This window comes from Streptomyces sp. NPDC005494 (assembly GCF_042872025.1).
Classification (GTDB): domain Bacteria; phylum Actinomycetota; class Actinomycetes; order Streptomycetales; family Streptomycetaceae; genus Streptomyces.
Genome location: NZ_JBIAJR010000012.1, coordinates 108,661 through 122,509 on the forward strand (window position 1 = coordinate 108,661; position 13,849 = coordinate 122,509).

The 13,849-nt window shown below is 72.2% G+C and carries 13 protein-coding genes and 1 pseudogene; 8 read left to right on the plus strand and 6 right to left on the minus strand.

All coding sequences use genetic code 11. From position 1 onward, the window contains the following. Positions 1-28: 28 nt before the first annotated feature. Together ACFYQ6_RS29955 and ACFYQ6_RS29960 are read left to right on the plus strand one after the other, a co-directional pair. Positions 29-1,429, plus strand: a complete 1,401-nt coding sequence (locus ACFYQ6_RS29955) for an 8-oxoguanine deaminase (protein ID WP_361580928.1) — start codon at positions 29-31, stop codon at positions 1,427-1,429. 232 nt (positions 1,430-1,661) lie between these two features. Next, positions 1,662-3,113, plus strand: a complete 1,452-nt coding sequence (locus ACFYQ6_RS29960; protein WP_388765918.1) for a nucleobase:cation symporter-2 family protein — start codon at positions 1,662-1,664, stop codon at positions 3,111-3,113. Between the two features lie 68 nt (positions 3,114-3,181). Here the strand turns inward: ACFYQ6_RS29960 and ACFYQ6_RS29965 are convergent, their stop codons facing one another. Both ACFYQ6_RS29965 and ACFYQ6_RS29970 read right to left on the minus strand, forming a co-directional pair. Then, positions 3,182-4,048 (minus strand): chitosanase, encoded by an 867-nt coding sequence (locus ACFYQ6_RS29965; RefSeq protein ID WP_361580933.1) that lies wholly within the window; start codon positions 4,046-4,048, stop codon positions 3,182-3,184. A 105-nt stretch (positions 4,049-4,153) separates the two neighbouring features. Further along, a complete protein-coding gene (locus tag ACFYQ6_RS29970; protein WP_388766035.1) occupies positions 4,154-4,912 on the minus strand; it encodes a chitosanase in 759 nt (252 codons plus the stop codon). A gap of 109 nt (positions 4,913-5,021) precedes the next feature. Here ACFYQ6_RS29970 and ACFYQ6_RS29975 point away from each other — a divergent pair, with 109 nt between their 5' ends. After that, positions 5,022-5,705 (plus strand): alpha/beta hydrolase, encoded by a 684-nt coding sequence (locus tag ACFYQ6_RS29975; RefSeq protein WP_361580938.1) that lies wholly within the window; start codon positions 5,022-5,024, stop codon positions 5,703-5,705. A gap of 90 nt (positions 5,706-5,795) precedes the next feature. On the opposite strand, the gene ACFYQ6_RS29980 is transcribed toward ACFYQ6_RS29975, so the two are convergent. Continuing rightward, positions 5,796-6,404: a TIGR03086 family metal-binding protein gene (locus ACFYQ6_RS29980; RefSeq protein ID WP_388765921.1), complete on the minus strand. Its 609-nt coding sequence runs from the start codon at positions 6,402-6,404 to the stop codon at positions 5,796-5,798. Between the two features lie 117 nt (positions 6,405-6,521). On the opposite strand from ACFYQ6_RS29980, the gene ACFYQ6_RS29985 reads away from it, so the two are divergent. Further along, positions 6,522-7,514, plus strand: a complete 993-nt coding sequence (locus ACFYQ6_RS29985) for a fibronectin type III domain-containing protein (RefSeq protein ID WP_388765923.1) — start codon at positions 6,522-6,524, stop codon at positions 7,512-7,514. Between the two features lie 15 nt (positions 7,515-7,529). On the opposite strand, the gene ACFYQ6_RS29990 is transcribed toward ACFYQ6_RS29985, so the two are convergent. After that, positions 7,530-8,153: a GPP34 family phosphoprotein gene (locus ACFYQ6_RS29990; RefSeq protein WP_361580945.1), complete on the minus strand. Its 624-nt coding sequence runs from the start codon at positions 8,151-8,153 to the stop codon at positions 7,530-7,532. Positions 8,154-8,323: 170 nt separating this feature from the next. On the opposite strand from ACFYQ6_RS29990, the gene ACFYQ6_RS29995 reads away from it, so the two are divergent. After that, on the plus strand, positions 8,324-8,896 hold the full coding sequence (locus ACFYQ6_RS29995) for a QsdR family transcriptional regulator (RefSeq protein ID WP_388765925.1): 573 nt from the start codon (positions 8,324-8,326) through the stop codon (positions 8,894-8,896). Positions 8,897-9,007: 111 nt separating this feature from the next. After that, entirely contained in the window at positions 9,008-10,363 is a 1,356-nt protein-coding gene (locus tag ACFYQ6_RS30000; RefSeq protein ID WP_388765927.1) for a hypothetical protein, read from the plus strand. Between the two features lie 68 nt (positions 10,364-10,431). Here ACFYQ6_RS30000 and ACFYQ6_RS30005 read toward each other — a convergent pair whose 3' ends face one another. Both ACFYQ6_RS30005 and ACFYQ6_RS30010 read right to left on the minus strand, forming a co-directional pair. After that, positions 10,432-11,604 carry a VWA-like domain-containing protein gene (locus ACFYQ6_RS30005; protein ID WP_388765929.1) on the minus strand — a complete coding sequence of 391 codons (1,173 nt, stop codon included), beginning with the start codon at positions 11,602-11,604 and terminating at the stop codon, positions 10,432-10,434. Continuing rightward, a complete protein-coding gene (locus tag ACFYQ6_RS30010; protein ID WP_388765931.1) occupies positions 11,597-12,844 on the minus strand; it encodes an AAA family ATPase in 1,248 nt (415 codons plus the stop codon). The genes ACFYQ6_RS30005 and ACFYQ6_RS30010 overlap by 8 nt, the downstream gene beginning before the upstream one ends. Positions 12,845-13,095: 251 nt before the next feature. On the opposite strand from ACFYQ6_RS30010, the pseudogene ACFYQ6_RS30015 reads away from it, so the two are divergent. Together ACFYQ6_RS30015 and ACFYQ6_RS30020 are read left to right on the plus strand one after the other, a co-directional pair. Continuing rightward, a pseudogene (locus ACFYQ6_RS30015) lies at positions 13,096-13,302 on the plus strand (hypothetical protein); the annotation flags it as partial. Between the two features lie 310 nt (positions 13,303-13,612). After that, entirely contained in the window at positions 13,613-13,810 is a 198-nt protein-coding gene (locus ACFYQ6_RS30020; protein ID WP_388766042.1) for a hypothetical protein, read from the plus strand. The last annotated feature ends 39 nt before the right edge of the window (positions 13,811-13,849 follow it).

Consider the following 13,849-nt stretch of genomic DNA (forward strand, 5'->3'; position numbering starts at 1 on the left):
ATCGCCAGAGACAGAAGAGGGAAGCACCATGGCAGCTTCGGCGGATCCAAGGAACACCACCCAGCGCATCGTCATCGAGAACTGCTCGATCGCCACCGTCGACGCCCACGACACCGAGTACGCCTCGGGGCACGTCGTCGTGGCGGGCAACCGCATCGAGTCCGTCGGCGCGGGCAAGGCACCCGAGGGCCTCAGCGGTGTCGTACGGCGGGTCGACGGCACCGGGCACCTCGCCACACCCGGGCTCGTCAACACCCACCACCACTTCTACCAGTGGATCACCCGGGGACTCGCGACCGACCACAACCTCTTCGACTGGCTGGTCGCGCTGTACCCGACCTGGGCGCGCATCGACGAGCCGATGGTCCGCGCGGCGGCGCAGGGCTCCCTCGCGATGATGGCCCGCGGCGGAGTCACCACCGCCATGGACCACCACTACGTCCACCCCCGGGGTGCCGGCGACCTGTCCGGCGCGATCATCGGCGCCGCCCGGGACATGGGCGTACGCTTCACCCTCGCCCGCGGCTCCATGGACCGCAGCGAGAAGGACGGTGGGCTGCCGCCGGACTTCGCCGTGGAGACCCTCGACGGTGCGCTCGCCGCGACCGAGGCGACCATCGACGCACACCACGACACCGCGTTCGGCGCGATGACACAGATCGCGGTCGCCCCCTGCTCCCCCTTCTCCGTCTCCACCGAACTGCTGCGACAGGGCGCCGAACTGGCCCGTCGCCGCGGTGTACGGCTGCACACCCACGGTTCGGAGACCGTCGAGGAGGAGCAGTTCTGCAAGGAACTGTTCGGGATGGGGCCGACCGACTACTTCGAGTCGACCGGCTGGCTCGGCGACGACGTGTGGATGGCGCACTGCGTCCACATGAACGACTCCGACATCGCCGCGTTCGCCCGCACCGGCACCGGCGTCGCGCACTGCCCCTCCTCCAACGCCCGCCTCGCCGCCGGCATCGCCCGCGTCCCCGACATGCTCGCCGCGGGGATCCCGGTCGGGCTCGGCGTCGACGGCACCGCGTCCAACGAGTCCGGTGAGCTCCATACCGAACTGCGCAACGCCCTGCTCGTCAACCGTCTCGGCGCCCATCGTGAGAAGGCCCTGAACGCCCGTCAGGCGTTGCGCCTGGGCACCCACGGCGGTGCCAGGGTCCTCGGCCGGGCCGACGAGATCGGTTCCCTGGAGCCGGGCAAGCTCGCCGACCTGGTGCTCTGGAAGCTGGACACCCTCGCCCACGCCTCGATCGCGGACCCGGTGACCGCCCTGGTGTTCGGCGCCGCGGCCCCCGTCACCCTCTCGCTCGTCGACGGAAGAGCCGTCGTCGAGGACAACCATCTCACCACGGTGGACGAGGACGCCATCGCTCGCGCGACCCGCGACGAGGCGAGGCGACTGGCACAGATCGCCGCCGGAGCCTGACGCTCCGTATCCCCTGACAGGCCGGCCGAGGGGGACGGCCCTCGGCCGGCCGCCATGGACCCGACGGGTCCACGGCAGCCTGTCCGGGTGCGCGTACGTCCGACGTGCGCGCACCCGGCCACAGGTGAGCTCCAAGCTGCCCGCACCAGCTGCACGACCTGTACCAACGCACCACTCAGCACCACCTCCCTGACACCCACGTCGCCCGACGTGCACCCGACCGGAGGAAGCCGTGGCAGCTACGCCCAGGTTTCGCAAGAACGCAGTCGACGCAAACGCGGTACAAGGAAGCACAGCGGGAGAACCGGTCCCCAAACATCCGGTCGACGAGACACTTCCGCCCTTCAGGATGTTCACCAGCGGCCTGCAGCACGTGGCCGCGATGTACGCGGGTGTGGTGGCCCCGCCCATGATCGTCGGGCCCGCCGTGGGGCTCAGCGCCAAGGACACCGCCTTCCTCATGGGGGCGAGTCTCTTCACCGCCGGTATAGCCACCCTGCTCCAGACCCTCGGATTCTGGCGGATAGGCGCCCGGCTGCCGTTCGTCAACGGGGTGTCCTTCGCCGGGGTCACCCCGATGATCGCGATAGGCAAGGACCGCGGTCACGACGGCATCGCCGTCATCTTCGGCGCGATCATCGTCGCCGGTCTCCTCGGCTTCGTCCTCGCCCCGTACTTCTGCAAACTCGTCCGGTTCTTCCCACCCGTCGTCACCGGCACCGTCATCACCCTGATCGGCGTCTCGCTCCTGCCGGTCGCCTTCAACTGGTCCCAGGGCGGCAACGCCACCGCCGACGACTACGGTTCGACGACGAACATCACGATGGCCGCCGTCACCCTCGTGATCGTGCTCGCGCTGCGCAAACTGCTGCGGGGCTTCCTCCAGCAGATCGCCATCCTGCTCGGTCTGGTGGTCGGCACGCTCATCGCGATACCCGCCGGCATCACCGACTTCGGCGCGCTGGGCGACGCCGACCTGGTCGGTTTCCCGACGCCCTTCCACTTCGGCGCACCGCAGTTCGAGATCGCCGCGATCATCTCGATGTGCATCGTGATGCTGGTCTGCATGACGGAGTCCACCGCCGACATGCTGGCCCTCGGCAAGATCGTCGGCCGGCCGGCCGACGAGCGGACCATCGAGGGCGGTCTGCGCGCCGACACCCTGGGCAGCGCCGTCAGCCCGCTGTTCAACGGCTTCATGTGCAGCGCGTTCGCCCAGAACATCGGGCTGGTCGCCATGACCAAGGTCCGCAGCCGTTTCGTCGTCGCCGCGGGCGGAGTCATCCTCGTCCTGCTCGGCCTGGTGCCCGTGGCCGCGTCCGTCATCGCGCTCGTACCGCTTCCGGTCCTCGGCGGCGCCGGGATCGTGCTCTTCGGTTCGGTCGCCGCGAGCGGCATCCAGACGCTGGCCACGGCCGCCCTGGAGAAGGGCGAGAACGCCCTGATCGTCGCCGCCGCCCTCGGCGTGGGTCTCGTCCCGATCGCCGCGCCGGACTTCTACCACGCGTTCCCCGAGGATCTGCTCGTCGTCCTGGACTCGGGCATCTCCACCGGCTGTGTGGTGGCGATCGTGCTGAACCTCGCCTTCAACCACTGGGGACGGCCCTCCGGCCAGGACCCGGAGGCGGAGGCCGTGGAGAGCGAGCAGCCGAAGGATCCGATGGCGCTTCCCGTCGCCCACTGACCGCCCTCGCGGGTGCGCGTACGGATCCCTGGACGGAACCCGTACGCGCACCCGCGGCGCCGGCGGTGTCAGCCGATGTGGAAGCTGTCGCCGTAGACCTGCCAGTCCAGCGGCGGGTCCAGATCCAGGTTGCCGTCGCGCAGGAAGACCCGCTGGGCCGTGTCCACCCGGCTGGTGTCGGAGTGGGCTTCCTCCTGCTTCATCGCCCACACCCGCGCGTCCAGGAACGCGTCGAGGTAGGTCACCTCGTCACCGCCCTGGGCCGGGGGTGCCGCCTGGGCCAGGGCCCGCTGCCGGATCGCGCCGAAGCTCGCGCCGTCGGTGCCGCCCCCGTGCATGACGATGGCGTCGTAGTACGCGAACTGGCCGAGCGTGCCGACGCCGTCGGCCTTGCCCTGGCGCACGGCCGGGTCGAAGTACACCCGGTCGCGCTCGTCGTTCTGGGCCTGCTGGAACGCGGGGTCCGAGGCGGCCTCCGCCCAGTGCCCGGGGAAGCCGGGGTCGAGCCCGTCGTGCGAGTCGGTCCCGTCCACCGCCCTCAGGGCCGGCAGGTACGCCGCCAGGACGTTGCCCGGCACGCGTCGGGTGTACAGCTCCACGAGGGCGAGCATGTCGCTGGTGCCGGAGCAGAATCCGATGATCCCGGCGGTGTAGCCACGGCCGTCGCCGATGTCCTCGATGTAGCCGTACTGTCCCTTCCAGTCCAGCGTCGAGTTCTCCGCGCTGGAGACCAACTGCATCGCGATGTCCTTCTTCGCGGGGTCGTCGAGACCGGTCGCGGCTGCCTCCAGGTGTGCGGCCGGCGGCGTGGGGGCGCCGGCGTGGGCGGTGGCCGGAATCATCGTGAAGGTCAGCCCGAGGGCCAGCACGGCGAAACCGATGGTGCGGGTGAGTCGGGTGGTGCGACGTGAGGTGCTGATGTGGGGGTGATGCACCGGTCCTCCCAAGGGAGTTCGTCGTCCGATGTTCTGTTAGGAAGCTTTCCTATCAGGCTTCGGGCCGTGCGGTAACCCCTCGTGCGCCCGGACGGCGGAAGGCTCTCAGTCCCCGTCGATGCGGAAGCTCTCGCCGTACACCTTCCAGACCAGCGGAGTCTCCAGCTGCAGCCTGCCCTGGTCCACGAAGACACGCTGTTCCGTCTCGACCCTGCTGGTGTCGCTGTGGGAGGGCTCCTTGCGGATCGCGGCCACCCGGGCGTCGAGGAAGGCGTTGAGGTAGGCCTCCTCGTCGCCTCCCTCGGACGGCGTGTCCGCCGCGGCGACCGCATGGGCGCGGATCGTCCGGAAGCCGACCGTCCCCGGTGTGTCGCCGTAGCCGTGCATCACGTACGCGTCGTAGTAGATGAACTGCCCCAGCGCACTGAGCCCGTCGGCCCGGGCCCGCTCGACGGCCGGGTCGAAGTAGGCCTCGTCGCGCTCGGCGTCCTGCGCCGCCCGGAACTCCCTGTCCGCCGCCGCCTCCTGCCACGCCTCGGTGAAGGCGGCGCCGAGCCCTGCGTGGGAGTCGCTGCCCCGTACCGCGCGGAGCGCCGGGAGGAACGCCTCCAGCGCGTTCCCCGGGCGCTTCGCCGCGTAGCGCTCCACGACCTTCAGCATGTCCCCGGTGCCGGAGCAGAATCCGATGATCCCGGCGGTGTAGCCACGGCCGTCGCCGATGTCCTCGATGTAGCCGTACTGTCCCTTCCAGTCCAGCGTGGAGTTCTCCGCGCTGGAGACCAACTGCATCGCGATGTCCTTCTTCGCGGGGTCGTCGAGCCCCTTCTCGGGGCCGGCGGAACCACCTCCGGTGCAGCCGGCCACCAGGAGGGCCGCGAAGGCGGCGAGGGTGATATGTCTGTGCTTCACGCGTCAAGCGTGCCAGGCCGGGGGGCGGCGCCGGCCTCGGCGCGGCGCCTGTAGCGTTCCCGATATGGAAGATCAGTCTGTTGTGGACGTCGGCGATGTGCGGCTGGCGTATCGGACCTGGGGCGACCCGTTCGGCTCACCCGTCGTGCTCCTGCACGGTCTCGGCGGCTCGTCCGCGAGCTGGGAGGCCGTCGGAGCCCTGCTCGGCGAGGAGTGGCGGGTGTACGCCATCGATCTGCGCGGGCACGGCGAGAGCGACTGGCCGGACGAGTACGGCCTGGAGCAGATGCGGGACGACGTCCTGGAGTTCCTCGACGCCTGCGAGCTCGACCGGGTCGGGCTCGTCGGTCATGCGATGGGCGGAGTGGTCGCCTACCTCCTGGCCGAGGAGCACGCGGACCGGGTGGAGCGCCTGGTGCTGGTCGAGACCCCGCCGCCGTTCCCCGGCCAGCTGGTCGCCGAGGCCGGGCCCACCGGCCCGGTGGACTACGACGAGAACGCCGTCCCGGCCGTCCGCGCCCAGATCGGCGCACCCGAGCCGCGGTGGGAGGAGGAGCTGGGCCAGATCGTGGCCCCGACCCTGATGATCGCCGGAGGGCCGGAGAGCGATATGCCCCAGGGCCGGCTGCCGGACATGGCGTCCCTCGTCCCGGACTGCCGGCTGATCACCCTGGGCGGCGGCCACCAGGTGCACAAGAGGCACCCGGACCAGGTGGCCCAGCAGATCACGGAGTTCTTCACCAGCTGAGGCGCGCTCACCGCAGGGCCCTGCCGGTCCGATCGCAGCGCGTCTGCCGCGTGCCCCCTTCCCGTGATCCGTCGCGAGGGCGGCGTGCCGTCAGTCGCCCGGCCGCCAGTCGGGGCGGCGTCCGCTCAGGGCGATCACGCGGTCCAGGAGGGGTGCGTCGGCCGGGACCGGGACAGGCGGACCGAAGATCGCGCCGGGGCCCGACCTGTCGTCGTCCCCGGGGGCCAGCATCGCCTCCGACGAGCGCAGGCTCGCCTCGTCCGCCCGGAACTCCTGTCCCGTGGAGCGGGCCAGATCCCAGCCGTGCACGAGCAGCTCGTTCCGGGCCACCGCTCCGGCGATCTCGCCGGGCAGGTCGACGCCGCCCGCCCGGGTCATTCCCTCCAGGGCGTCCGGGGAACGCCAGGCGGTGACGAGCTCGTCCAGCAGTGAGGGCAGGGTCTCGCGCCAGTCGGCCGGGAGTACCGGCAGGGCCGAGTCCGGGGAGGTGTCGGTGGTCGGGCCGAGCTTCTTGTACGCCGCGTCGCGGAAGGCGGCGGTCAGCCCCACCAGGTGCCCGAGCAGCTCCCGTACCGCGTAGTCGGGGCAGGGTGTCGGACCGGCCAGCTGTCCGTGCCGGACGGCGCCCGCCAGCTCGCTGATCTGCCGCGCCACCGGTTCGAGGTCGAGACCGGGCGCGGTGCTGTGGTGTGTATCCATACTCTTCAGACGCTTCCCGCGCCCGGAACTCATCGCGGACATTGCGGAACGTTCCGATCCACCCCCTTGTGGGCGCGCCCACCCGCATGGCATATAGGTCTGGACCATTGCTGTCGGATGGAAGGCATCACCGTGCAACGCCCCCACGCACGCACCGCGTTGGCCTGCTCCACCGCCCTGCTCCTCTCCGCGCTCACCGCCTGCGCGGGGTCAGCGGCAGCGGACACAGAGAAGCCGACGGCGCCCGAGGGGGTGACAGCGCAGGCAGGCAGCGCCACCTCCGTACACGTCATGTGGCAGCGGGCGTCCGACGACGAGGGGATCGCCGGCTACGACGTGTACCGCGAAGGCGAGAAGGCCGCTTCGGTGGACGCCACGAAGCTGATGACCGACATCGACCGTCTGACCGCTTCCACGGCCTACGCCTTCACCGTCAGGGCCCGCGACGCCGCCGGGAACCTCTCCGCCCCGAGCGCCGCCGTCTCCGTCACCACCCCGCCTGCCGCGCCCGCCGACGAGGAACCCCCCACCGGCCCCACGAAGCTGCGGGGCACGGCCGACAGCGGCCGGACGGTCACCCTGTCGTGGGGCGGTTCCACGGACGACGTGGGCGTGACCTCGTACGACATCTACCAGGAGGACTCGCGCATCCACAGCGTGTCCGGCACGCGGACCACGGCGCGGGTCACCGGGCTGAGCCCCGGCACCGTCTACACCTTCACCGTCCGGGCCCGTGACGCCGCAGACCGCTCGTCGCCGGACAGCAACGCCCTCGACCTGACCACTCCCTCCGCCCCCGGGTCCCCCGCCAGTACGGCGCCCACCGGGCTGCGGACGAGGACGACGGCGGCCGACCAGGAGTTCCTGGTCGACCTCTCCTGGGACCAGCCGGACACCGGGGGCACGATCCCCGCGTACCAGCTGTACCTGAACGGGAAGCTGACCACCACGATCGTCTGGGGCGGCACACCGCCCGCGGGCCGCGCGACGTACCGGCTCACGCTGACCGATCCGCCCGGCACCCGGTACTCGCTCAAGATCCGCCCCAAGCTCCCCGACGGGAAGTGGGGCGACTTCTCGGCCCAGCGCACCGTGGTACTCCCGGGCTGACCGGCGGCCGGTCGCTCACGGCCCGCGCCAGAGGTTGGCGAAGGCCGCGTTCTCGATGGTCCGCCTCTGGCGTACGGCCTCCAGCTCCATCACCGCGTCGTGGACGGCGGCCACGACGGTCGTTACCGCCTCGTCGTCGAAGCCCGGCTCGTCGTCGAGGCCGGGCTCGTCGTCGGACCGACCGCCGTCGATGCCCACGGCCGAGGCGAGGGCGGCCAGCACGGGTTCCCCCGCGTCCCGGCGGTCGGCTGCCCTACGGCGGCCCGGCGTATCGGCCGGTTCGAGATGCTCCGATCCGAAGGGCGACCGGCCGCTTCGCTTCCGCGTCAGCTCGCCGTCCTTCTCCAGATCGGACCGGTACGCGGCCGAGAGGTCCTGGCCCCGGCGCCATAGCCAGTCGTCGATCCGCTCGTACGGCGGCTGCCGGGTGAGTCCTGCCGCGGCGTCGCCGAGGAGCGCGTCGTCCGGCGTCCGGGGCTCGCCCGGCACGATGCGGTCACCGTCCACGGTGACGGCCCCCGCACCGATGAGATCGATCAGCTCGGCTCCCGCGAGCGCGAGCGACAGGTCACCCTGCCCCACGGCACGCTCCGGCCGTGGGTCCATGGTGATGATGAACAGGTCCTTCGCCGTGGTCATGAACGGCTCCCCTCGGAGGCATCGACAGACGTGCGTCCCCGCCGGCCCCGTCCGGAGCCGGTGCGCGGCGAGGCGACCGTCACGATCAGTATCGCTCCCGACGGGGCCGGCACGCTAAGGTACCGGCGCCCCCGGCGGCGATGCCGGAGTCGGCGGAGGAGGCGGTCGGCATGCCGGATGCACGGGCTTCCCGACGGGTGGTCACCAGGAGCCATGTCGTGCACCAGGCCTGCCGTTTGTTCCTGCGGCACGGCACCGTGGACATGGGCGCGCTCGCCCAGGACCTGGCGGTGAGCCGCGCGACGCTCTACCGGGTGGTCGGCAGCCGGGACGCGCTCCTGACCGACGTGCTGTGGGGACTCGCGGAACGCCTCCTGGACGGGGCGCGGCGCCGGCGCACCCGGGCGGGCGTGGACGGGGTGCTGGAGATCACCCGCTACTTCGTCACCGCGCTGCGGTCCTCCGCCCCCTTCGAGGCCTTCCTGCGCGCCGAACCCGAGACGGCAAGGCGGCTGCTGACCGGCGGATGCGTACACCGGCGTGCGGTCCTGGCCCAGCGGAGCATCCTGCTGGAAGCGGCCGAACGTGACAGCCTCTGGCCCACTTCGGGCATCGACGACCTCGCCTACCTGTACGTCAGGGTCGTGGAATCCACCCTGTACGCCGAGCTGCTGAGCAGCCGTCGGCCGGACCTCGCGCTGGCCGAGCACACTGCCCGTGCCCTCCTGCGCCAAACCCGCTGAACCCCGGCGGGTGCGATCTGAGACCGCTGTCTCAGCCTCGGGCCCGGGACTGGCGGGCCCTTCGGCACCGGCCGTAGTTTCCGACTCCGACGACGGCACCCGGAGGACACGATGTACGGTTCCCAGCCGGCCACGACGGGCCGGACCACGCTGTTGGCTGTCGCACTGGCACTGGCACTCGCTGGAGCACTCGCGCTCCTGGCCGCCCCGGCGCACGCCACCACCGCCCCGCGCACCGGCGTCAATCCCGTGATCTTCGTACACGGTCAGGAGGGCTCGGCGCAGCAGTGGCAGTCGCAGGCCAAGCGGTTCTCCGGCAACGGCTACCGCGACGACCAGCTGTACGTCCACGAGTACGACACCTCCGTCGCGACCGACGACCACGCGATCGCCGGGCTGGAGGCCCTGGTCGACACGGTCCGGGCGCGCACCGGGGCGGCACAGGTCGACATCCTGGCGCACTCGCGGGGCACACGGGTCGCGCACGCCTACCTGGCCGTGCCCGAGCGTGCGGCCGAGGTCGCGAAGTACGTGAACCTGGACGGCCGTACCGCCGCCGCGCAGCCCGGCGGCGTGCCCACCCTCGCCATCTGGAGCAGCCTCCAGCCCAACGGTTCGATAGGCGGAGCGGTCAACGTCCACGAACCACAGGCGGGTCACACGGAGAGCGCCACCTCCGCCGAGAGTTTCGGGCACATCTACGCCTTCCTCCGCGGCCGGGCGCCGCTCACCACCCGGGTACTGCCCGAGCTGCCCACTTCCGTGGAGATCGCCGGCCGCGCCCTGTACTTCCCGCAGAACACGGGCCTCGCAGGCCGCCTGGAGGTCTGGCGGCTGGACCCGGCCACCGGCGCCCGGGCCGGTCTGCTCCCGCTGCACGTCGTACGGGTCGGCGCGGACGGCGCCTTCGGCCCGCTCGCGGTCGGCGGACGCGGGCACTACGAGCTCGCCCTCGTCCGCTCCGGCGAGCGCACCAACCACTTCTACTTCGAACCCTTCGAGCGCGACGACCGTTTCGTCCGGCTGCTCGTCTCCCCGCCGGGCGGGGTCGCGGACTCCATCGACGCGTGCCCGGGACAGACGGCGCTGACCGTGGTCCGCGCGCGCGAGTGGCGGGCGGGCACGGCCGACGACGACCGGCTCCGGATCGGCGGGACCGATGTGCTCAACCCTGCCGTGTCCCCGCAACTCCGGCAGATCCTCGGCCTGTTCGCCTTCGACAAGGGGTGCGATGGGGTCAGTCACCTGGATGCGGCACTGCCGCCCTTCGACCGCGTACCGTTCCTGACGGCGACCGACCTGTCCCTCCCGGCCGACGAGCGGGGCAGGGGGGCGATCCCGGTCACGCAGACGATGCGCGGGACCGGCGGGGTGGACGAGACCCTCGTGGTGCCGAACTGGCCGTCCGACCGGCACACCGTGTCGCTGCTCTTCAAGGACTACGTGGACATCCCGTCAGGCGGGTGAGCCCCGACGACCGCACGACTGCCCGACCGGTGCGCCGCTCCCACGGCACGGGAGCGGCGCACCCGGGCTCAGCCCGTGACGCGTACCGTCTCGACCCACGGGGGAGCGGCGGGCGCGGACGGGCCGACGAGGGCTGCGATGAGCCGGCAGGACGGGATCTCGTCCGGCCACGGGGTGAGGCCGTCCGTCAGGACGACCACGACGGAGGGGCGTTCGCGCACGGCCAGCGCCGCCGCGATCCCCACCCGCATGTCGGTGCCACCGCCGCCGGCGAGCGCGATCTGCTCGGCGGACGTCACCCGGGAGACGGCCCGGACATCGGCGTCGCAGGCCAGGACGGTGACCCGGTTGCCCCGGATGCCCACCTCCCGCAGCACACCGGTCACCTCGGCGAGCGCGGCGGCGATCTCCTCGTCACCCATCGAGCCCGAGGCGTCGATGACGACCGCCACCCTGGGCAGCGGCCGGCGCAGGCTGGGCAGCACGACGCCGCGCAGGGCCGCGCTCCGGCGTGCGGGGCGGCGGTAGGTGTAGTTCACCGCCCCGGCCGCCCAGGTGGCGGCCTCCCGTACGGCCCCCGCGAGTACCTGCCGCCAGTCGACCGTGGGTTCGAGGACCTCGTCCGCCCACCGCTTCCAGCCACCCGGCAGGTTTCCCCTGGACCGCACATGGGCGCGCATGGCCTCCGCCGTGTGGTGGCGCAGCGACTCCGCCTCCATACCGCCGACCCCCGGCGGCCCGGCGGCCGCGCCCCACTCCCAGGGGGACGGCTCGCCATGGGCGCCCGACCCGCAGTCGTGGATCCAGGCGGAGCGCGGCAGCGCCGTCAGATACGCCTCGAAGAGCTGCCCCTCCGGGAGGCCGAAGAGGCGTGGCTCCATGCGCCCGGAGGGCAGGGGCAGCCCGTCGGCGACCAGGTCGTCGTTGATCTCGCAGTCCTGGGCGACGTTCACCCGGTGCCTTTCACGCCGGTCCGCCGCCGGCAGCAGATCCGCGCGGCCGTGATGGTCGCGCAGCAGATGCGCGACCTCGTGCACCCAGACCGCCGCCAGCTCCGCCACCGGGGTCCGGTCGACGAAGCCTGGCGAGACGTAGCAGCGCCAGTGACGGTCCACGCCCATGGTCGGCACCTTGTCGCTGGGCACCACCGTCAGGGCGTACAACGCCGAGGCGGGGTACGGACGGTCCGTCGCCGCCCGGTACCGCGCCGCGAGCAGCTTGGTCGTGTCCAGCTCAGCCACCCTGCGGCAGGGCGCCGGACTGCCGCAGCAGGTCCAGGAAGCCGTCGATGCCCGGCGGCACCGGCCAGTCCAGGCTGCGCATGGCCGCCAGATCGACCGCGGCCCGGGCTGCCACGTCGGGCACCCCCGCGTCCACGGCCTTGGCCAGCACCGCCCACCCCGCCTCCCAGCGCTTCCGGGTCGGTTCGCCCTGCACCGCGGCGACCACCGCGATCAGGAAGGCGAGCTGCCGGTCGCCCCGTTCGGGCAGCGCGAACGCGTCCGGGTCCGCGAGCACCCGGTCCGGGTCGGGCAGGTCGAGGTGGTCCAGGTACGCCAGCAGCTCGATGCCCGCGCCGTCCCCGACGGCGCCGGTGAGCGCCGCCGCGACCGCCTCCCGCCCGGTACCCGCCGCGTAGCCGGTGGCCAGCAGCCGCAGGGCCATGTCCCAGGTCCTCGGGGAGGGCCACGCGCGGCCCCGGCTCTCCGCGTCGGCCGGGAGGTGGTGGACCAGCCCCGGACGTGCCGTCAGGAACCCGGAGACAGCGCCCCGGGCCCGCGCCGCGGCGCCGGAGACCTTGGCCGGGTCGACCACCGGCACCCCCAGGGCCGGCCAGGTCCCCGCCATGCCGCGGGCGACGGTACGAGGGTCGTGCGTCCACCGGAGATGGACGAAGCGGTTGGCGAGCGGCGGGCTGAGGTGCCAGCCGTCCGCCGCGCTCGACGGAGGGTTGGCCGCCGCGACGATGCGTACGCTCTCCGGCAGCTGCAGGCTGCCCACCCGCCGTTCCAGCACGACCCGCAGCAGCGCAGCCTGCACGGCCGGGGGCGCCGACGACAGCTCGTCGAAGAACAGCAGCCCGCGGCCGGCCCGGGCGAGCCTGACCGCCCAGTCCGGCGGCGCCATCGGCACACCCGTCACGGCGGGATCGTCGCCGACGACCGGCAGCCCGGCGAAGTCCGACGGCTCGTGGACGCTCGCGATGACCGTCTCCAGTTCGAGCCCCAGACCGGCCGCGAGCTGCTCCATCCCGGCGGACTTGCCGATGCCCGGCTCGCCCCACAGCAGGACCGGCTGATTGGCCGTCACCGCCGGGGAGTCGGCGACGCCGGAGGCCTCGCTCTCGCCTGCGGGCTGGGGGCGGCCGTGAACGTCCTGCTCGTACGGGCGGCCGTGTGCGCGGCCCGCGCGGTCGCCGCGGACCTCCCCGCGTGCAGGAAGCGCCGCACCCCCGCGCCAGCCGATGCAGAAGATCGGCATCAGCCTCTCCACGGCCCACCTGCCCTACGGCGAGGACTTGAAGCTCGAACCGGGGGCCCTCGACGCGGGCCCCGGCTGGGAGGACCGTCTCGCCACCCGTGACGACGGGCTCGTCCAGGAGGGCGGGCGTGTACGGATATACCTGGTCGAGCAGATGGCCGGGGAAGCCGCCAGGAGAGCCGCGGACCGAGCCGCACGCCGCGAGTACCAGGTCCTGCAGGGCATCACCCACCGAGGTATCGCCCAAGGCCGTGCAGATCCGCCAGCACCAGGGCGGCCCGGCGATCCTCTTCCGCCACCGCCACACCGATCTGCGGTTCGACGCCTATCTGGACGCCTACGGCGGCACGCTCACACCGGAAGTCCGGCTGGACCTCGTACGACAGCTTGCCGAGGCCCTCCGCTACGCACGCAACCGCCCGCTCTGCCACCGGGCGCTGGCCGCCCGCTCTGTGTACGTCTCAGCCAAGGAGGACGGCTCCGAACCCGTTGTACGGATCACCGACTGGCAGACCGCAGCCCGGGACTTCGAAACAACGCAGATGCGCTCGATCGGCGACACCCCGCTCGACGCCATGCGCGGATTCCGACTTCTCCGGCAGCGGAGGGCTGAAGCCGGGTCTGCGTTCGTACGTCCAGCGGGTCACCGGGCGGATGTCGGAGCACCTCATCGCCATGGCGGAGGAGGCGGGGCCCAGGACGGTGCTGTTCGTCCACAACGCAGGTCTCCTCGCCCGCTAATTCGACGGCGGCGGCCACGACCTCCTGGTGGCTGTGCAACAGGCGGCGCGCCGCCCCGCACAGAGCCCGCACGGTCTGTGGTGGCTGTGTCCGATGGAGGATCCGAAGCAGACGCCGTCGCTGGACGGCCGCACGGTGGAAGTGGTCGACCGGGCGACCGAGTGGGCGGTGCTGGACACCTTGTTCCTGAAGGGGCTCAAGGCTGCGGCAACCGTAGGAGCCTGAGCCTCTTACCCACCTGGCTGTATTCGGCACTTCACTCAA

What these genes read in the sequence shown, in the direction of transcription:
- ACFYQ6_RS29955 (WP_361580928.1), top strand. Translation starts at nt 29, where the DNA reads ATGGCAGCTTCGGCGGATCCAAGGAACACCACCCAGCGCATCGTCATC.
- ACFYQ6_RS29975 (WP_361580938.1), top strand. Translation starts at nt 5,022, where the DNA reads ATGGAAGATCAGTCTGTTGTGGACGTCGGCGATGTGCGGCTGGCGTAT.
- ACFYQ6_RS29980 (WP_388765921.1), bottom strand. Translation starts at nt 6,404, where the DNA reads ATGGATACACACCACAGCACCGCGCCCGGTCTCGACCTCGAACCGGTG.
- ACFYQ6_RS29985 (WP_388765923.1), top strand. Translation starts at nt 6,522, where the DNA reads ATGGAAGGCATCACCGTGCAACGCCCCCACGCACGCACCGCGTTGGCC.
- ACFYQ6_RS29990 (WP_361580945.1), bottom strand. Translation starts at nt 8,153, where the DNA reads ATGACCACGGCGAAGGACCTGTTCATCATCACCATGGACCCACGGCCG.
- ACFYQ6_RS29995 (WP_388765925.1), top strand. Translation starts at nt 8,324, where the DNA reads ATGCCGGATGCACGGGCTTCCCGACGGGTGGTCACCAGGAGCCATGTC.
- ACFYQ6_RS30000 (WP_388765927.1), top strand. Translation starts at nt 9,008, where the DNA reads ATGTACGGTTCCCAGCCGGCCACGACGGGCCGGACCACGCTGTTGGCT.
- ACFYQ6_RS30010 (WP_388765931.1), bottom strand. Translation starts at nt 12,844, where the DNA reads ATGCCGATCTTCTGCATCGGCTGGCGCGGGGGTGCGGCGCTTCCTGCA.